At 54.6% G+C, this 20,079-nt stretch carries 14 protein-coding genes; 7 read left to right on the top strand and 7 right to left on the bottom strand.

Annotated elements, in window-relative coordinates; genetic code table 11:
* Positions 1-277: 277 nt before the first annotated feature.
* Positions 278-1,162 (bottom strand): LysR family transcriptional regulator, encoded by an 885-nt coding sequence (locus tag ACR0AY_RS10110; RefSeq protein WP_170512082.1) that lies wholly within the window; start codon positions 1,160-1,162, stop codon positions 278-280.
* 95 nt (positions 1,163-1,257) lie between these two features.
* Here ACR0AY_RS10110 and acdA point away from each other — a divergent pair, with 95 nt between their 5' ends.
* Both acdA and ACR0AY_RS10100 read left to right on the top strand, forming a co-directional pair.
* Positions 1,258-2,475: a 3-sulfinopropanoyl-CoA desulfinase gene (gene acdA / locus ACR0AY_RS10105; RefSeq protein WP_170512081.1), complete on the top strand. Its 1,218-nt coding sequence runs from the start codon at positions 1,258-1,260 to the stop codon at positions 2,473-2,475.
* A gap of 341 nt (positions 2,476-2,816) precedes the next feature.
* Complete coding sequence (locus ACR0AY_RS10100; protein WP_170509429.1) at positions 2,817-3,170, top strand: hypothetical protein; 354 nt, start codon at positions 2,817-2,819, stop codon at positions 3,168-3,170.
* A 572-nt stretch (positions 3,171-3,742) separates the two neighbouring features.
* Here the strand turns inward: ACR0AY_RS10100 and ACR0AY_RS10095 are convergent.
* Positions 3,743-5,440 (bottom strand): hypothetical protein, encoded by a 1,698-nt coding sequence (locus ACR0AY_RS10095; RefSeq protein ID WP_170512080.1) that lies wholly within the window; start codon positions 5,438-5,440, stop codon positions 3,743-3,745.
* A 293-nt stretch (positions 5,441-5,733) separates the two neighbouring features.
* Here ACR0AY_RS10095 and ACR0AY_RS10090 point away from each other — a divergent pair, with 293 nt between their 5' ends.
* From ACR0AY_RS10090 to nadC, 5 genes are all read left to right on the top strand, one after another.
* Complete coding sequence (locus tag ACR0AY_RS10090; protein ID WP_170512079.1) at positions 5,734-7,797, top strand: alkyl sulfatase dimerization domain-containing protein; 2,064 nt, start codon at positions 5,734-5,736, stop codon at positions 7,795-7,797.
* A 913-nt stretch (positions 7,798-8,710) separates the two neighbouring features.
* Complete coding sequence (locus ACR0AY_RS10085) at positions 8,711-9,544, top strand: NUDIX hydrolase (RefSeq protein WP_480454098.1); 834 nt, start codon at positions 8,711-8,713, stop codon at positions 9,542-9,544.
* A 77-nt stretch (positions 9,545-9,621) separates the two neighbouring features.
* Positions 9,622-10,593, top strand: a complete 972-nt coding sequence (gene nadA, locus ACR0AY_RS10080; RefSeq protein ID WP_170512078.1) for a quinolinate synthase NadA — start codon at positions 9,622-9,624, stop codon at positions 10,591-10,593.
* Positions 10,590-12,128 carry an L-aspartate oxidase gene (locus ACR0AY_RS10075; RefSeq protein ID WP_170512077.1) on the top strand — a complete coding sequence of 513 codons (1,539 nt, stop codon included), beginning with the start codon at positions 10,590-10,592 and terminating at the stop codon, positions 12,126-12,128. The genes nadA and ACR0AY_RS10075 overlap by 4 nt, the downstream gene beginning before the upstream one ends.
* A gap of 12 nt (positions 12,129-12,140) precedes the next feature.
* Entirely contained in the window at positions 12,141-13,007 is an 867-nt protein-coding gene (nadC, locus tag ACR0AY_RS10070; protein WP_170512142.1) for a carboxylating nicotinate-nucleotide diphosphorylase, read from the top strand.
* Between the two features lie 274 nt (positions 13,008-13,281).
* On the opposite strand, the gene ACR0AY_RS10065 is transcribed toward nadC, so the two are convergent.
* The 5 genes from ACR0AY_RS10065 to ACR0AY_RS10045 all read right to left on the bottom strand — a co-directional run bounded on the left by ACR0AY_RS10065 (position 13,282) and on the right by ACR0AY_RS10045 (position 20,076).
* Positions 13,282-13,941: a sulfotransferase gene (locus ACR0AY_RS10065; protein WP_170512076.1), complete on the bottom strand. Its 660-nt coding sequence runs from the start codon at positions 13,939-13,941 to the stop codon at positions 13,282-13,284.
* Positions 13,942-13,953: 12 nt separating this feature from the next.
* A complete protein-coding gene (locus ACR0AY_RS10060; RefSeq protein ID WP_480454115.1) occupies positions 13,954-15,003 on the bottom strand; it encodes a glycosyltransferase family 2 protein in 1,050 nt (349 codons plus the stop codon).
* Between the two features lie 223 nt (positions 15,004-15,226).
* Positions 15,227-16,174, bottom strand: a complete 948-nt coding sequence (locus ACR0AY_RS10055; RefSeq protein ID WP_170512073.1) for a hypothetical protein — start codon at positions 16,172-16,174, stop codon at positions 15,227-15,229.
* Positions 16,175-16,925: 751 nt separating this feature from the next.
* A complete protein-coding gene (locus tag ACR0AY_RS10050; protein WP_170512070.1) occupies positions 16,926-18,431 on the bottom strand; it encodes a M81 family metallopeptidase in 1,506 nt (501 codons plus the stop codon).
* Between the two features lies 1 nt (position 18,432).
* The gene (locus ACR0AY_RS10045; protein WP_480454095.1) at positions 18,433-20,076 is read right to left on the bottom strand and encodes an amidohydrolase; all 1,644 of its coding nucleotides are present in this window, start codon (positions 20,074-20,076) and stop codon (positions 18,433-18,435) included.
* Between the last annotated feature and the right edge of the window lie 3 nt (positions 20,077-20,079).

Genomic DNA, 20,079 nt, shown 5'->3' with positions numbered 1-20,079 from the left:
ACACCCGATCTTAAATGGCCGCTATATCAAATTGGAGGAGTTGCCATCGCAGATGCAGCGAATGACCGATACTAAGGGCCAAATCGCAGCAATGGCAACCATAGGTAAATGGTAATAACGGCCCGTTAATGTGTGAACCCAATTGAGGGCTTCAAGATCGGAAGCCGGTTCTATTTGGGCACTCGTCCAAACTGACTGGACACGCAACGGAGATCACGTGTGCGTTTCAAGATCATAGTCGATCTAGCCGAAGCCGCGAGTGCAGGAAAGGTGTTTCTTATTCGCTCGCAGCGACGGCCTCGCCTGTCGAAAATAGCGCGGCAAGCATCGCCTCACTTCCAGCCAGCGCGCCCTTGCGCACGGTCGCAAGAACAAGTTTCCGAGCCGACGATTGTGGAAGACAAATACTTTTGACGTCGTCAGACCGATACCGCAAAACATCGGGGACAGGCAGAAGCGTAAAACCCAAGCCTGCCGAAACACACTCCATAATCGCTTCAAGGTTATCAAGGACAATGGTTTCGGAACCCTTTGGTCTTTTGTGCTTAAGCATCTCTCCAGCAATGAGTTTTCCGATCCCGGTGTCGGGCATAAAGTGAAAGAAGGGCTGCGCATTCAATAAACCCGCGAGGCCGTCTTTCAGCAATTTCTCATGGGCTGCAAAGGCAAAGGGTTCCACTCGAAGCACCTTTTCCGCAAGCGTGTCGGGAACACCTTCTGCATCTGTAAGAAGGGCGGCATCAAGCTGACCGCTTACAACCTTTTCTTGTAGAACCTTGGACAGGCCGGTTTCGAATGAGAAGGTCGCTTGCGGTGCTTGACGTTTTGCGTTGTTCAGGAAGTTCGGCAGCAAGCGAACGGCAGCAGTTGTGACAAATCCTATTCGGAAATGCCCAAAAAGCGTGTCCGTCGGGCGACAGATTTTGCGAAGGCTGTCTTCGTGCTGCAGGAGCGGGATCGATGCCGCGACGATGCTCCGGCCGATTGGTGTAAGTCGCGGTGGTCGTACGGTGCGGTCAAAGAGGTCGACGCCAAGCTCCACCTCAAGCGCCTTCATCTGCATTGAAAGTGCAGACAATGTCATGTTTTGCTGCTCGGCCGCTTTTGCAAAGGAGCCGACATTCGAGACCCGTATGAGGGTTCTGAGAGAACGTGTCTGCATAACTTAAGGTATATTGGATTAGATATCCAATTTTATTCGATTGTGTTGTATTACTTCAAGCGTATTCTGTTAAGAAACAGAGACGAGGGACACGCATGCCGCATCCGCTTGTGAACGTTGCGAAAGAACTGGCCCCAGAATTTGAGAAACGTGCCGCAGATTGGGACAGATCACGCAGGTATTGCTGGCAGAATGTTGGCGAATTGGCCGATGCTGGCATCATGGGTATGACCATTGCAAAGAAATATGGTGGGCAGGGCGCGAGTTTTCTGGACGTCACCATGGTGGTCGAACAGATCGCGAAAGCCTGCACGCTGACCGCCCGCATCGTTGTCGAGGGCAACATGGGCGGCATCAGTGCGGTCATGGGGTACGGCAATGACGAGCAGAAGGCTTTTTGTGCTCAGCATGTCCTGGCAGGAGATAAGCCCGCGATCTGCATAACCGAACCTGACTCGGGAAGTGCCGCGACCGAAATGCAGACTACCGCGCTGAAGCAGGGTCGCACATACATCCTCAACGGGTCCAAGCATTGGATCACTGGTGGAGGGGTCTCGAAGCTGCACCTGATCTTTGCCCGCGTGCTCGATGAGGCGGGCGTCGATCAGGGGATTGGCGGTTTCATTCTGTTTGCCGATCCGATGTCAGGAGATATGCCCAAGGGGTTCACCGTGGTGGGTCGCGAATACACGATGGGCCTTTGCGGTATGCCCGAAGCAGAATTGCGGTTCGAAAATGTCGAGATCAACGAGAAATGGCTGGTCAAACCGCCTTCAGGATTGAAGCGTGGCTTTGCCGACCTGATGAACGCTTACAATTCGCAACGCGTCGGTGCGGGAGCAGTTGCTATGGGTGTTGCGGCAGGGGCACTTGAACGTGCAAAACGCTACCTCGTTCAACGTGAACAGTTCGGGCGCCCGCTTGCAGAATTCCAGGGGCTTCAATGGATGCTGGCCGATATGGACACGAAAGTTCATGCAGCCAGGCTGCTGCTCCATGAAGCGGCACGATCGCGTGGCCCAAACGGCAGTCAGTATCCCGATATGACCATGGCCGCCCGCGCCAAGCTTTTTGCGTCCGAGATGGCTATTAAGGTGGTCAGCGATGCGCTGCAGATGTTCGGCGCGCGCGGCTACAGCGATCGTGAACCTCTGGAGCGGATGTATCGCGATGTGCGCATGTTCACTATCGGCGGCGGGACCGCACAGATTCTCCGGACCCAAATCGCCGGAAATATTCTAGGCATTAAAACACCACAGACACGGGACGGATATACGCGCCTTGCCGACATGGAGCGTTACGCGGCTGAATAGAAGACCCTATAAAAAATGAAAAAGGACTTTCGGGCCGCCGACTTTCTTGTACCGCAGCCCTACGCGTCTGCGTGCCGTCACGCCTTCGGCATGCTCGGCCGACGGTTTTTTCGCGTTAATCTAGTTGCCTAGTTAGCCAACTTAGCTGCGCAAGAAAGGCGCTGTATTCATGCGCCAGAGAAGTTTGCGACCGAGCCAGCGAAACAAATGCAATTTTACGCTGCGTAAAATGGCGGGGCTATTTTTCGACAATCGTAAACTTCCTAAATGAGATCTGCCTAGGCAGGCAAGTTTAGCGTGTACGCCAAGCAATTACTTCGATTCCCGAAAGGAAAGCTGCGATGAAAAAGTTCATTTTTGTTGCTCTCATCGGTCTTACCGCATGCACTCAGTACCCGATGCAGAAGCCACTGATGGTTGACGGAACCAGGAATGCGACCTTCTACACAGATGAGGCTGAATGCCGATTGATGGCCGCGAGTTTCAATCCTGGGCAGCGTAAAATGGATGCTACGTTCGGCGCTATTGATGGCGCGGTTACTGGTTGGGTTGTTGGCGAGAAGGAAGATGTCATCGGAGGTGCGATCGCAGGTGGCATAGTCGGATCTGTGCGCGGCCAGTACAATGACGAAATGGCGCGGCGTCATGTGCTTGTGAACTGCATGCAGGTGCGTGGTCACGGTGTGGTGGGCTAGTAATGGCTGCAGATTACTCAGTGGTTTATCGAACGGGGCCTTGGCCCTGACTCAAAAAAGAGTCTGAACAGAGTTCGTAATTTTGGGGTAAATTCTGACCAGAGAGGGAGTGCTCTGATGCCGAATAAACGATTCATTTGTTACAGTTAAAGAAACCTGCCTGATTGGGTGGGTGAACAGTGTCGAGCAGATCTTCCAAAGATGCGTCTCGATTGCCTTGCATGTTGGCGCATCGAATTGACATATCCCACCCAGAAGCGCGCTTCTTTCAGGCTACAGGTGATCAACTTCCGCATGTTGAGCACCGATGAGCAAAGTGTTTTGCAATGCCGAAACTACGTAAAAGGCCGGCCCCCCCAAAAAAATACGCCAACTCTGACAAACCATTCCAGACATGGACCGGCAGCGACCGTTGGCCCGCTTGCGTGAAAGCTAGAAAATCGAACGACGATCTGATGATATAAAGTCAGCCATCTGACGTGGTTTACTTATTGCTGCGTACAAGGGTGATGCGATTCCAGATAACTGTGAAACCCACCGATGAATAAGTGTGCGGAAACTGGATAAGCCGGTCAAGAATCTGACAAGCCAGCCTTCTGGAGGCTGGCCAACAGGTTCACCTTAAATGTGGCGTCAAGTTGCCAAATGGCAAGTATATCCGATGCAACAGATGAAAAATCTGGGCGTAGAACCAACAAGCTGCGTAGAGCCGCCTGGGCCTGTTCCCCATTTCCCAGTTTGCTGTGTAGCGCGGCCTGCCATAGATGGGTCCAGAAGAAACCTGGCATATCGATTTGTTCCAATTGTGCCAGCGCCGCTTCATAGTCGCCCCGGTCGAACTCGTAAAAAACCCGCGGAAACAGATACCACTGAGGATGCACAGGGTTCAGAGCGATTGCCCGGTCTACAATAGCAAGTCCTTTTTCCCATTCGCCACTGAACGCCAGACGCATCCCGTAATGGGCCAGAATGTCGGTGGCATTCGGATTCAGGTCAATCGCCCGTTGCCCGGCCTCGCGGAACCCGGCAAAATCACCGAGCACGAACCGCATATTGGCCATCATCAGATGTCCCGCCGCCAGATTTGGGTCGATCTCGACCGCCCGGCGTGCTGCAGCATCGGCTGCGGCCAGAATCTGTTCGCGATTTCCGCCCAGCCCAAAACGTATCTGTTGCAGATACAGGTTCGACAGCACCGCCCAGGCCTCGGCATAATCCGGAGCCTTCTCGAGCGCGTTCAGGATGCAGGATTTGATTTCGGCATGGCGATCCAGATTGATGGTTACCTGATAGCTGTAATAACCAAGCACACAGTCATAAGCATCGCGATTGTTGGGTGGAATTCTATCGGCATCTCGCATCGCGCCAAGCGTCAGTAGCCCGTATTTCCCGGCCAGTTTACCCATTACATCTCGGATAATGCTGTCCTGTACCGCATAGATTTCCTCGGAGGTATTGCTGACCTCATAGCTTTGCGACCAGATATATCTTCGGTCTTTCAGATCAATGAGGCGTGCGGACAGGCGCAAGGTGTCACCCCTGTCCATCACATTGCCTTCCAGCGCGAAATCCGCGTTGAATTCTGTACGCAAGCTTGCCGTATCAATCTCAGTTTCACCAGAATGCAGTGTGCTGCCAAGGGGCAAGACCCAGATGTCCCGGAACCGGATCAACTCGGTCGTCAACTGCCGGGTAAGACCATCGGCGAGGTACTCGGGGCCCTCTCCCAGAGTTTCAAAGGGCAGTACAGCCACGACGGGCCCTTTGGGCAAGCTGTGATTTGCCTGTTCCTCTGGCGTCCCTGAACGGGCCAATCCCCAGATCAGCCCAAACAATGCCAAGCCAAAGGCGACAGCCAGTCCAATCCCAGCGCGTCGTCGCCCTCTGAGCCCGGCATTGGGCCGGGCGTCAGCAGGTGCCGGAACAGGGCCGGGCAGTGAAGATTTTTCGAACCGCGGCGCGTATCCTCCTTTGGGCATGGTGAGGCGTATCGGATCGCCCCGACCGGGCCCGGCATAATAGGTGTCAATCTCCTGCCGTAGTCGCCGCGCCTCAAGTCGGACAATCGGATCGACCTGCTGGTCGAAGCTTTCGTCGCGGTCAAAGACGGACATGGCAATCGACACGCCTTTGATCTGATCTGAACGACCGGCCAGATATTCCTCGATGATATAGTTCAGAAATGCGCGGCGTTTGGGGCTGGCGGTGAAATCCGGATGATCCAGGATACGTTGCATCTGTACCCGAATTTCGCGCTCGGTAGTATCCACTTCAATATCCCTCTGCCTCGGGAAAACCAAGGAAAACCATTATGTTGGCCTCGTTGATACATGTGTTTTTCGACAGGTGGCAACATGTTTGCACTTCTCGGGAAAAATTCTGCGGATAAGAGGGCCGCACTGCTGGTCGTACAGGCAGGCACCCGGCTTCCAAAAGATCGCGCATCTCGGCACTTCTGGAGGTCAATGCACCGGCGGGACGAATTTCAACCTCGTGGTTCGTCCCGTCAGACCTCCTGCGCTGCGATCTCTTTTGAAGCGTTCATGATAGGAACCGATTATATATGCCACGCCGAACCACCTTACTCTTGACCGTCACCCTTTTGACGCTGACCTCAGGTCTTGCCGTCGCGCAGGAAGATGGTCCTCAGCACTTTGACCCGAAGGGCAAGTTGCCCTCGGATTACACGATCGAATTCCAGCAAACCCAACGCAATAACCTGCCGTTCGATGACGAGCGTGACTTTGAAGAAAGCCGCAAGGGGCTAATTGCGGTTCCAGAATACCGCCAGATCAAAACCGAGGATGGCACCGTCGCCTGGGACATCGGCAGCTATGACTATCTGCTCGAGGGCAAAGAGTTCGACTCGATCCACCCGTCGTTGCAGCGTCAGGCGATCCTGAACATGAATTTCGGCCTGTACGAGCTTCTCGACGACAGCATCTATCAGGTGCGTGGCTTCGATCTGTCCAACATCACTTTTATTCGTGGCGATACCGGCTGGATCATCTTTGACCCGCTGGCCTCCAAGGAAACTGCCGCCGCAGCGCTGAAGCTGCTGAACGACACCGTGGGCGAACTGCCGGTCAAGGCGGTTGTCTATTCGCATTCCCACGCCGACCACTATGGCGGTGTGCGCGGAGTGATCACCGATGAGGACGTGGCAAACGGCGTGGAGGTGATCGCGCCCGAAGGTTTCATGGAACATGCGGTTTCCGAAAACATCTATGCGGGCAACGTGATGAACCGCCGTCTGTTTTTCCAATACGGCGTATTGCTGCCACGCAGCCCGTTCGGTCATGTGGATCAGTCCATCGGCAAGAACATCTCGGCTGGCACCACGGGCCTGATCGAACCGACCCGCTATGTCTCGGACGCGTATGAAGAGATCATCGTAGACGGCATGCGTATGATCTTCCAGAATACACCGGGTACTGAAGCACCTGCTGAGATGAATACCTATTTCCCCGACCTCAAGGCATTCTGGGCGGCGGAAAACATCACTGGCACAATTCACAACATCTATACCTTGCGTGGCGCACTGGTGCGCGATGCGCTGAGCTGGTCCAAGCATGTCAATGACGCGCTGTACAAGTTTGGGCAGGATGTCGAGTTGATGTTCGCCTCTCACTCTTGGCCCCGTTACGGAAATGAGCGCATTCAAGAAGTGATGCGTGCGCAGCGTGACACTTACGCCAATCTTAACAACGGGGTACTGAATCTGGCCAACAAAGGCGTGACCATTAATCAGATTCACAACGTCTATGACGTGCCGGAAAGCCTGCAGCAGCAATGGGCCGCGCGCAGCTATCATGGCTCGGTCGAGCATAACAGCCGGGCGGTGATAAACCGTTATCTGGGCTACTGGGATGCCAACCCCACCACGCTGACACCTCTGTCGCCAGAAGACAGCGCGCCGCTGTTTGTCGAGATGATGGGCGGTGCCGAACCGATCCTGACAAAAGGGCAGGAACTGGTGAACACCGGCAAATACCTTGAAGCGACCGAGATTCTGAACAAACTGGTCTACGCCGAGCCACAGAACCAGGCCGCCAAGGACCTGTTGGCCGACGCGTTCGAGCAGATCGGGTATCAGAAGGAAAGCCCTTCGGTCCGCAACTCGTTCCTTGGCGCGGCGTTCGAACTGCGCAACGGTATTCCGCAGGGCGCTACCATCGAGACTACCGGTCCCGATACGATAAGGGCGATGCAGACCACGATGTGGCTCGACTTTCTGGCCATTCGTGTCAATAGCGCCAAAGCCGCCGATATGGAGTTCACCATCAACCTGTCGATCCCCGATCGGGACGAGAACATCGTTGTCGAGATGAGCAATGCCACTCTGACTCATATCGTCGATCAGGTGGCGGAAGACGCCGATCTTTCGATCAGTCTGAGCCGCACGGACCTGGAAAAGCTCATGACCGGTGAGCGCAGATTGACCGAGATGCTCGCTGATGGCACCGCGCAGTCTGAGGGCAACGCCGAGATCGTAGCGCAACTGGCTTCGACCCTGGATCAATTCGATTTGGGTTTCGAGTTGATGCCCGGCACCGGTGCACAGGATTTGACACCACCCGCCAATGATTTTGCCCAGCCCGGGTTAGCAAACTCGAGTGGCGGCTGAGACGGGACCGTCCGATTGAAAGCTGGCTCAGGGTTTTGCTGCCCTGGGCCTCTCTCTTTCTGACTATTGGACCGGGAGAAGTTTTCGACAAGTAGTGCTGGTATCGGAGCAGCAGAATGCCCCGCCCGAACGACTGCTGGATTGTTACCGCCGTGCGTGGACTCTTTCATCCGTGGTGTCAATGCGGGATCAGAATCTTCAGCCTAAGAAAGCCAAAGCGCATGACGCAAAAATCAAACTGGGATGTTCTGAAACTTGCAATTTGTGAACATCAGCCAAGATATCAAACTACCTAGAGGTCCCGATCCGTAGATTTCAATTCACTCCTGGACCCCGTCCCGTACAACGATTCAAAGAACTGGCTGCTTAGCGCCGCGGGTCGGATGGGTATCTTCGAACTGGAGGAAGCTTCACAACCCAACTGTCGAATGTGAAGTGGTCAGACCTTAGCTGCGATATGCTATGATCGCTTCCAAATTTCGATAAGACACTGTGTGTCGCAAATCGAAGTATTTAGTGTAATCATTAATGTCTTTGCGGAAACGGCAGCCTTCAAAAAGATCATACGTAAGACCGTTCTGAGAACTACCTTAGCGAAACGAATACCTCAACGGGCTGTTTGGTCAGCCCGAACCCATATCTTGCGACACTTCTCAAGTCGTGAGACGAAACTGTATTTCAGGTTCATTGGACCGAAAGTAGTAACCTGATGTTAGAACAGTGGGACGATTAACTGGGCCAGAAATGCTTGTTCTCTGAAGAAGCACCCGTCACACTGTATTTTTCTTCAAGCCAAGGTACTAAATTTGGGTTAGAACGCACATTCTAACCAACGCTTCGCGACATTCTACAAACAGGAAATTCCTTGCCAAGTGGACTAGCCCCTGCCGAACTGATCGCAATCCTAATCGCCGTGACTGATGATCAGCCGCGTGTCATGACCTTGCGTGGCGGTAACGCGCTACCTTCGGGACCGTTCGAATCTTCACACCGCAGCTTACAAAGCGGCTTGCGGGCCTGGATTGAGGCGCAGACCGGCCATCCGGTGGGATATCTTGAACAGCTTTATACCTTTGCAGACAGGGATCGCGATCCACGCTCGGGTTATGCCGACAACTCTCAGCGTATCTCGATCAGCTATCTCGGTCTGGTGCGGGAGCAGGATACTACCGGTGCTGGACGTCCGGCATGGCGTAGCTGGTATCAGTACTTCCCATGGGAGGATCATCGTGATCGCAGCCCAGAAGAGCTACCGCAAATTATCAAACGTATCTCAGCTTGGGCAGGAAGTGATCCGCTAAAACTGCAGCGTGTGGACTATCTGTTTGGTTTGAATGGGAAGACTTGGAACGAAGAACTGGTTTTGCAACGTTATGAGCTGATGTACGAAGCAGGGCTTGTTGACACTCCTGAATTCGGTCGTCACATGGAAGCGGACAACCGTCGCATTCTCGCCACCGGCATATCTCGCTTGCGGGCCAAGATAAAATACTCTCCGGTGGTGTTCGAGCTCATGCCCGAAAGCTTCACCTTGCTGCAGTTACAGCGCACAGTCGAAGCGCTGTCTGGTCTACACCTGCACAAACCCAATTTTCGCCGCCAGATTGATCAGCAGGAATTGATTGAAGATACCGGCGAAATGTCCAGCGGCACCGGTGGTCGCCCGGCGCGCCTGTTCCGATATAGGCCGGCCATTCTAGAGGCTCGCATGCTGTCGGGCGTCAGATTACCTCTCTCCCGGTCCTGAACCTCGCTTGACATAATCTCGAATCGAGAATAAGTATGGCTCCAATATACTCGATGCGAGTATAAATGGAGAAGCTAATGAAAGACTTTCGCCTTCCAGACCTCTACGACCGGGTAAAGCAGATCATCCCGCAACCCGAATGGATGCTGTTTGAAGATGATCTGGAAGCCATCCTTGATCTCAAGCGTGAGAGGAATGCGGTCATCCTCGCCCACAATTACCAAACGCCGGAGATCTTCCACGGAGTTGCCGATATCGTGGGCGACAGCCTTGCGCTTGCGCGCGAAGCTGTCGAGGTTGATGCCGATGTCATTGTGTTGGCTGGTGTGCATTTTATGGCGGAAACTGCCAAGCTGCTGAACCCGGAAAAGACGGTGCTGATCCCAGATTTGGGGGCGGGGTGTTCACTGGCAGATTCCATCACACCCGAGGATATTGCGCTTCTGCGCGAAGCCCATCCCGGCGTTCCGGTGATCACATACGTAAACACTTCGGCAGCGGTGAAGGCGGCATCGGATATCTGCTGCACGTCGGGCAACGCAGTAAAGGTGGTGGAATCCCTCGGGGTGCCGCGCGTGTTGATGATCCCGGACGAGTATCTCGCCAAGAACGTCGCCAAAGAGACCGATGTCGAATTGATCGCATGGCACGGACATTGCGAGGTGCACGAACTGTTTACTCCAGCCGATATACGTGAAATGCGCGAAGCGTGGCCGGGTGTTACGGTCCTGGCCCATCCTGAGTGCCCGCCCGAAGTGGTTGCCGAAGCAGATTTTTCTGGCTCTACCGCAGTCATGTCGGATTTCGTCGGCGACAAAAAACCGACGCGGGTTTGCCTGTTGACCGAATGCTCGATGAGCGACAACGTGGCGCTGAACCATCCTGAGGTGGAATTCGTGCGCCCCTGTAACCTGTGTCCACATATGAAGCGCATTAGTCTGCGCAACATTCGCAACGCATTGGAACTGGGCCATCACGAAGTCACCGTCGATCCGGCCATCGCCGAAGATGCGCGCCGCGCGGTAGAACGGATGCTGGCAGTGAAATGATCTGGCTCGAAGGGCTTCATGGTCGAACTGCCATCATCGGTGGCGGCATCGCCGGGCTGACGGCTGCGCTGGAACTGGCTCCACAACCCGTAGTACTAATCACCCGTGCAGGGCTGGGCCAGGAATGTTCCAGCGCTTGGGCTCAAGGAGGGATTGCCGCCGAACTAGGCGCGGATGGTGATCCTGCGCAACACTTGGTCGATACTTTGCGGGCCGGCGACGGGCTGTGCGATGAAACCGTGGCGTCGGCCATTCTCTGCGAAGCGCAAAAGGCGATTACTGGTTTAGAGAAACATGGCGTTCGTTTCGATAGAACCGCCGACGGCACATATGCCTTAGGGCGCGAAGCCGCGCATTCCCGCCGCCGCATACTGCATGCAGGCGGCGACCGCACCGGAGCCGAAATCACATCGGCCCTTGCGCGTGCTGTGTTGCAATGCCAGTCGATCACTTGCTTGACCGGAGTCGAAGCCCGACGGGTGTTGACGCTAGACGGACACGTCACAGGCGTTCATCTGCAAAAAGATGCCCAAGCAGAGGTATTGCGCACATCTCAGGTCGTTATGGCGACAGGTGGTTGCGGCGGTCTGTTTGATGCAAGCACCAACCCTTCAGGTAATTTCGGCCAGGGTGTCATGATGGCCGCCCGCGCCGGGGCAGCCTTGCGCGATATGGAATTTGTCCAGTTTCATCCCACAGCGCTGGATATCAAGCAGACACCTCTGGCATTGGTCAGTGAAGCCGTCCGGGGCGAGGGCGCAATTCTGATCGACCAAACCGGCAAGCGCTTCATGTCGCATATACCGGGGGCGGAACTGGCCTCGCGCGATGTGGTGGCTCGTGCCGTGCATCAGGTCATATTAGAAGGTGGGAGAGCGTTTCTTGATGCTCGCGCCGCGCTTGGTACATATTTTGTCCAGCGGTTCCCCGGCATCCATGCATTGTGCGCAGCAAGCGGAATTGATCCGGCACGCGATCCCATTCCAATACTTCCGGCAGCGCATTACCACATGGGCGGTATCGCCGTTGATGAGTATGGACGAAGCACCCTGCCAGGCCTATGGGGCATAGGTGAATGCGCGGCCACTGGCCTGCATGGTGCCAATCGCCTTGCCAGCAATTCACTGCTGGAGGCGGTGGTGATGGGACGCCGCGCCGCAAATGATGTTGCCAAGGCAGAAATGAGAAACCTGTCATTTGTTCCTACAGTTACCGCTCTGCCTCGTTCAGACCCTAGCTCTGTCCGGCCTTTGGCTACAAAATATCTGGGTTTGATCCGCGACGAGGTGGGATTGCGTCAAGTCATTTCAAAGTTGTCTCCGTTGCTCGAAACCGCTGCCTGCGCTTCTGACCCGGCACTAGTCGCGCTTTCGATCGCGGTCTTTTCCGATCTGCGCCGAGAATCGCGTGGCGGACATTACCGAAGCGACTTCCCCAATCCTGAGGCGAACGCGCAATCTGTTTTGATGACTCTGACCGAAGTACTTGCTCATGCGAGTTTGAACAGTCAGGAACCCTTTCTGAGGACTGCTTGAGAAATGACTATCATGCCCCTAGCCCCGTTGCCCCGAACGATGCTGGAGCCGGTGATCCGCCGCGCACTTGATGAAGATTTGGGCCTCGCCGGAGATGTCACCTCCTCGGCTGTTATTCCTTCGGATCATGTTTCCGAAGTTGTGGCTTGCGCGCGTCAATCCGGATGTATTTCCGGTCTGGACTGCGCTGAATTGGCTTGTGAGCTGATAGATCCGGCGATCAAAGTAATCCGTCATGTCGAGGATGGAGAGACAGTCGCGCCCGGCGCAGTGATCGCCACTTTCAAAGGGCCGTCGCGCAGTCTGCTGATTGCCGAACGTACGGCGCTCAACTTCTTGGGTCATCTATCGGGTATTGCTAGTGTGACAGCCGATATGGTTCGCCGCGTCGAAGGCACGCGTGCTGCCATCGTCTGTACCCGAAAAACAACGCCCGGTTTGCGGGCTTTAGAGAAATACGCTGTGCGATCAGGCGGCGGCATGAACCATCGCTACTCCCTAAGTGACGCGGTGCTGATCAAGGACAACCACATCGCCATAGCCGGGGGTGTCCGCCCAGCCTTGACTCGGGCCAAAGAGACAGTCGGTCATATGGTCAAGATCGAGATCGAGGTCGACACGCTGGAGCAGCTGGCCGAAGTTCTGAAAATCGGTGTTGATGCGGTGCTTCTGGATAACATGGATCCAAGAACCTTAAGCGAAGCTATAGGCATGATTGATGGTCAAGCCATTGCCGAAGCTTCAGGCGGGATAACTCCAGATAATGTGCGGGCTGTGGCGAACACCGGTGTTAATTTGATTTCTATGGGCTGGATCACCCACAGTGCACACTGCCTCGATATTGGTCTGGATTTTGTACTCTCGCAGCGCCAAGAGTAAGCCAACAGTCACGAAGTTCATTGCCCGAACGATCGAAATCAACGGCCTTTCCAAAAGATTGCCAACGGCAAGAGCATCGCGCACACCATAGGAATCAAGGCAATCAAAAGGTGCGCGGCGGCGCAGCCTGCCTGTTCAGTCTTGTCACTCCGTTAGCCAGCTAAGCTGGGCAAGTTTTAAGTCGCATTCATTCGTCAGAGAGTTGGCGACCGAACCTTTCGTTCTCGCCCACACTCGATTTCTTATGCTGCTCAAATAAGCAGGCCATGACATCTCAATTCGGAGAAACCGCATCGTCGGCGTCATTGCCTCCGGACGTTTTACCCTCATGGCCGAAGAAAGTCGGATCAGTCTCAAAATCAGGCGCAAGGAACTCGGACATCTGGTCAGGTCTGCCTGTTTCTATATTATATATCAATAGTTTATCCGGCTTGTCCTTAAAAAATTCGGGCACCTCCTGATGATGCCGGTCCCATTCTTCTGACCAATGATCAATTACCTGATCAACCGACTCGAGATTCATACCCTTACGATAACGCTCGGCATAAAACCCATTGCCATGGTTTCGGCGACTTGCGATCCACCTGTCTTTGTCTCGAGTGTTCAATATGAAATAGGAATTGGGATAATATGCCGCGAGTTGACGAAAATAACGGCAACCTTCAATCACGCGTGACCCGCTCACCATCTGCATGTCGGTGTAGCCGACCCAACGGTCAATGCCATTGAGCGGCGCATAACCATACTTAAGATTGTTAGCGAGCGCGCGGGCCAGATTGCCACGCTTGAAGTGAACCGTCGGAATGCCGTTGTTATCTAGAAAGGCGGAAATCGACCTTGTGCCGCACTTGTTGAAACCGACCTGAAATATCCGCCGCGTACGGCCTGCACGAGTAGACAGATATTCAGGATGGGTTTTTGATGATTGCGGCACGAAGGAAGGCTCCTACTCGGACTCTGCGGCGGCTTTCTGGTTCGCGCGCATGGCAACTGAAATAAGCTGACGGGCCGTATGCTCCGTCAGAGGTGTGGTTTGGCCAGCCATCATCAGGCGAGCAAAAAACGCGCGTTCAGGTTCTGACTCCAAAAGTTCCTTAAATCGCTTGTGCCGCCATTCGCAGGCCTTGTCATGTAGCTTCTTCAGTGTGGCATCTGATTTTAGCTCGGTAACCCGAGCAGCCCGTGCAGATTGGTAGCGGGAAATAGAGACGTCCTGATCGCTGTTAAAGTTGTAATCGACCCAATAATCCATGCCGATTTTCTCTTTGAAATGCACCCCACGTCCACGCGCACGTTTGAGCAGAAAGGAGTCCATCGTGCCCAAAGCATAATGGTTAAGCTGAACCCTCATGGTCGTATCTTGGGTATAGTTGGAAAATACCCGCTGGCGGCGATAATCGCCGCCAAGCAAACGGCCTGATCCATCATACCAGCACGCCTCATCCACGCGGGTCTGATCAGGCGAAATTGGCCGATGAATGCCTGGTTTACGGTAAATCCCGTTGTTGCGATAAAGCGTTTTGAACATCGAGGCGCGCCACGGCCAAAGGATGGGTTTGGGGGCGCACGAAGTGAACTGTTGGGTCACCGGTGCATCTTCAAAATAAACGATCCCTGCATTTCCGAATAGCCGCCAGGTGAGCGTGATCGCATCCGCCTCGGGGAAGCTATGGATGAGCGCGTTTAATGAGCCGTCGCCAATATGGATATTTACAAACTCATCAATATCGAGCGCCAGTATCCAGTCTGCTTCTTTCAATAGAGGATGTTTGGCGGCTTGTTTCATAGCCTGCCACTGTACGCTCTTATCGGGCTTGGCTTCATGGCTGACATGAGTGATTTGCCCCATCTCTTCGAGTCGGTGCAACATCAGATCGGTGCCATCCGCGCAATCATTCGAGAAGATCAGAAAATCAGTGAAACCAACCATCTGATGATGGGCGAGCCATTCCAACAGGAACGCGCCTTCATCTTTGACCGTCAGGATCGCTAGCATTCGTGTCATTCTATTCCTTTGATCCGACGCTTCAGTCTGGTGATCCGCCAGACCGCATGTCATGTGGTGCTCATTGAGAATAACGGTTTTGCAGATGTTCTGAACTGCGAATTTCGCGTAGGAACGAAAAAAGTACGGCGCGGCATCATGTTGCCAACTTGGGCGATTTCCAACTCGGAGGTAGGTGGATCTAAAAGGCTGAGAGTGTACCGAATAGATGCACTTATTGTTCAATTAGCCGTCTTAGCCCGACAGCTCCGTTTGAAAGTGCAGATCGGCGGTAAGACTTCAGCGCTGCCTGCAGATCGCTGAGTTCTGCATCACTCGCCTCTGAAATGCGGGTCAGGCTTGCCTCCAACCCATTGTCAGCAATCAGCATTGGTGGTCGGTAACAGGCCTCTGACCAGCGGTCCATGACGATCGGCACACAGAATCCACCCGATGAGGACAGGGCAGATGTGATCTTGATCCGTTGATATTGTTCATAGTCAAATGGCATGAGCGGATGTATCACCTGAGCGCCTGCCAGTGCGTCAAAATACGCGGCATGCCCGACCTGCCCGCTGTTGTCCAAAGGCACGCACTTAAAACGCGCGTCAAGCTTTCGGTCCTGGATCTCACTTTCAACCTTGGCGCGATCTCCGCCTCCTGACGGCAGGATGAAATGCAGATTCTGAAAGGCGTCCGGTCGATTGCCAAGAAGATTCAGCAGGCCAGGGTAATCACGTGTCCGCATGTTAACGTTGCCGGGGATCACGACCTGACGCGGCTGGCCCAATTTTGGTTCCGGATCATCGATCCAATAAAACGGCTCCAACGTCGCGATCCTGTCCATATGGGCTTTGCCCACCCGGCTGATCCATTCAGCCGTGACATGTGCACTCAGGCTGATGTAGCGCGCATTTGGCATCTGAAGCGTCTCGCGCAGGGGTGCCATCTGGCTGAACTGATCCAGATTATGCAGGACCATGATCAATGGCTTCTTCACTCCACGCGCCCAGCTTGCCGCTTTTGGACGACTCAAAGAGGCCATGAGGACGAAGTCATGTTCGGCCGCTTCAATTGCAGCCATAGTAGACTTGATATGTTTTGGTGCATCCGCAGCCCGGTAATCCGGCGTGCTTAAAGGCACATACTCGACATCAAATTCCAATCCCGGGACCAAGGCCATGATATCTCCGCGCAGCTTTAAGATCCGGCGATGCAGAAAGATTCGTGGTCGGTACCCGTTGGCATTACAGGCGGCCACCAAGCTGGGGATGACTTCTTCATGGCGCGGTTCAAATTGTACAATTGCACAGCGCTTCATAGTTTCTTCCTGTTGCCTGGGTTGCCTCGGGCCCTCGTTTTCGGTTTGACCCTTTGGAAGTTGTCTATCGATAGCTACACTTGCCGTCTACATCCAACGCCGAACAGGCCGGATCTCAGACCAGTTTGTTTGAGCGGAGGTATCCGGTGTGATGGTATTTCCCAGCGTTGCGGTTTCGTTCACTATTCCGATAAAAAGCGGGTTTTAGCAGATCATCACAATCTGGGTCTGTAACTCCGCGGGTCTCGCGTAGATGACTGGCGTGTGATTTGGGGAATAAGGGCTCAAGACGCGCTTTATGTGCGCCAGCCAACCAATATAAGTCAGACATCTTCACCGCTCGATTTCGAACCGTGAATCGCGCTAGCAAGGTCCGTTCGCTGGGTCGGGATTTGCCGCAGGGTTGCTCTATCAAAGCTTGGTCGTAATGGGCTTGGGTTTCTGCCGAACAGAAGCGGTTTAAGCCCTATCTTCTGTAGGTTTGAAGCGAATGATGACGCAGCATTGTCAAAACGTGAAGCGAGAAGTTTCCAATCTCTTAGTTTACAAGCGGGATATCAATGCAGTTTCTGCGCCTGCTATGTCGATTGCGAGCTGCGATGCGGGTGGGAAATCAATGGGTTCTGGTTTTGGGTCCACGTGTTTCGATGCGGCGTTTGCCTGCGATGTTGTAGTAGGGGATCTGGTCCAGATCGCAGAGAAAGGTGCCTGGAGCGGCAACGGCTTTCACGTCGCTTGCGATGGGTTGGAAATCCGCCCGGAAATGTGTGGTGCTTTTGACACAGATCACTGAATAGGATGTGGGATTCAGGCCGATATGGGTGAAATGAGCGCGGTCTAGGCATTGGTTGCGCACACTGGTGACGACCAAGTCTATCTTCGCGCCAGACTCTATCATCCTCAGAGCGGCCGTTTTGCCAAGCGTCGCGATGCCGCCTCCGTACATCTCACCTGAGTATCGGCAGATGCCATCTCCGATGGCCAGAACTTCGAACTTTGCCTCAACGGGGTGCAGCCCGGGCAGACCTGATTTTCCGCCGATGGCCAGGTTCAGTTTTGCGCCTTGGCCTGCACGATGCGCTTTCTCTGCGCTTTCGGCGTCGTGGAAGAGACCCATCAAAACCTCCTGCGCTTCCCCCTCGATCAAAGCGGCCAGAAGTCCGGTGGTATCGGATGTGCCGCCTGCGCCTGCGTTGTCCTGTACATCCGCTAACACGAGCGGTTTGTCGCGATGCGAACGACAGGCCAGAACGGCTTCGTCCAACGACAACATAGAGCAGTCCACATCAGGTTCGCGGGCCAGAAAAAGGTCGACTATTTGATCTACTGCGGCGGTCGCTTGCGCGGCACTGGTCGCGTAGGCAACGCAGGACGGACCAGTATCGGGATAATCTGCCGCTGTAAAACCCAGTGCGATTTCTGCATAGACATGGGCCTGTTCGAACCGGGTGGGCAACTGATAAATCTCATCAAACGGTGCAGCCCAGGTGTATTGCGCATGTAATGGGATCAGATAGGGCACCTGCCGGAAGGCTTTGTGCAGTTTCTCTCCGGCCAGTAGCCTTTGCAGAACCGGTACGCATCGCGCACCGGTTTCGCCCATATCGAGGTGCGGGTACGTGCGGAAAATTGCCAGATAGTCCGCCTGCGAGATCATCTGGTCAGAGATATTGGCATGCAGGTCCAGGCTCGCCACGACCGGAACATCCTGCCCTACCAGATCACGTACTCGGCGCAACAGTTCTCCCTCACCATCAGCAAGGCTTTCAGTCACCATGGCACCGTGCAGGTCAAGATACACTCCGTCCAGCGGTCCCGCGCCGCGAAGGCCATCCAAGATCATAGTACATATCTTCTCGAACGCGTGATCCGTGACATGAGCGCTAGGTTCTGCCGCACACCACAGGATTGGGAAAAGCTCGAAACCTGCCTGGTTCGCGGCGGAAGAAAACCCGGCGATGGGTAGGTTCATGCCTTTGGTGTCTGCGATGACACGCGCGCCATGCAACATTTCGGGCCAGGAATCTGCCATCTCGAACTCGGGCAGACCCGCTTTGGTCGCTCCGAAGCAGTTGGTTTCGTGTTGAAATCCGGCAATGGCAATGCGTTTGGCTGTCATTCTAAAATTCCAGTTCTTTTCTGGATTTGGTGGCGCCAAACACAATCTGTCCTCGCCGGATGGTGGCAACAATCGATGTGTCGAGCAGCCGTTCAGGATCATCTAGGGGATTGCGAGAAAGGATGGCGAAATCTGCCAGTTTTCCGGGCTCAATCGAACCGCGCTGATCTTCTTTAAACACTTGCCACGCCGCATCGATGGTTTGTGCCCGTAGCGCAGACAGTACGCTGATCTTTTCCTTTTCACCCAGTTGCCGGCCGGATGCAGTCAGTCGATTCACCGCGCAATGCGCCAGATGGATTGGCCGCGTTGGCGTAACCGACGCGTCATTGTGGATAGTATAGCGTACACCGTATCGTTCCGCAGTTGCGGCTGGCGAAATCCGTTCAGCGCGTTCCGGGCCGAGGAAGGTATCGTAATGTCGGTCCCCCCAGAAATGCACATGTGCTGAAAAGAAGCTGACAGTTATTCCAAGCCGCGCCATGCGGTCCAGTTGATCGTCGCGCAGAACCTGGCCGTGGATGATTGTATGGCGGTGATCGTCTCGCGGATGCGCTAGCAAGGCCTTGTCCACCGCATCGATGAACATCTCGGCCCCGGCATCCCCGTTGCAATGGCAGTGGATCTGAAACCCCATAGCGTGTAGGCGGAGAACCTCGAAATCCATGTCGACCTGCGTGGCATAGATCATGCCACAGGGGTGATCGGGGTCCAGCGACTTGTAGTAGGGCGCAGACAGATAGGCAGTCTGCAATTGGAATGCGCCATCGGTAAACAGCTTGCGCGCACCCAGCGTAAAATGTGGGTTGCCGGGCCAGTTATCGTCGATCCAGCCCTGGCTCAGAGCCGGTTCCAGATCGGCAATTGGCAACAATTCCAAATCAATGCCGGGATCCTGATCGGCAGGAAGGCTGGCAAAGTGGTCGAGCATAACCTGCGATGCCCAAGCGTTCTGTGCATAAGTTACCCCGCGGGACAGATACTCATCACGGCAGGCGTTGAACCCTTGCCAGAACCTGTCCCGGTCGATCAGAAAATCAGTGTCGCCCATTTCGCCCATGGCCAACAGCCCTTCGACCAGCCCCGTCAGGGCGCCGGTATCGGGGTCGCGGCCATAACGCCCTCCGGCCGGGTCCGGGGTGTCGCGATTGACGCCATGCAGCTTCAGCGCCATCGAATTGGCCGCGCCGTTGTGACCCGAAGCATGCAGAACCCAGATTGGATGCGCCGTTGAGACATCATCCAGTTCGGCCCGGGTAGGCATGCGGCCTTCTGAAATGGCGGTGTTGTCGAACAAAACGCCCATCACCCAATCGCCCTCAGGCGTCTCTTCGGCCCGGCAGCGCAGCTTTTCCAAAGCTTGCGCCATATCCATACACGCGCCGCGCGGAGGTGATGCAAGATCAACCCGAAACAACTGGATGAAGCCGGGATCTGGGAAGTGGCCGTGTGAGTCGATGAAGGCTGGGATCAGGGTCTGGCCAGCTAGGTCATATACACCCGCATCGGATGACATCTGCCGCCGCAGCGTTGCTTCGTCCCCCACCGCATTGATGACATCGTCCCGCACCAACACCGCCTCGGGTCGGGAATTGTCGGCGTCCATCGTCAGGATGGGACCGCCGAAATAGAGTGTTTCCCTCATCCT

It is taken from the genome of Ruegeria sp. A5, from assembly GCF_056543005.1.
This window is presented reverse-complemented; position numbering and strand designations above follow the sequence as displayed.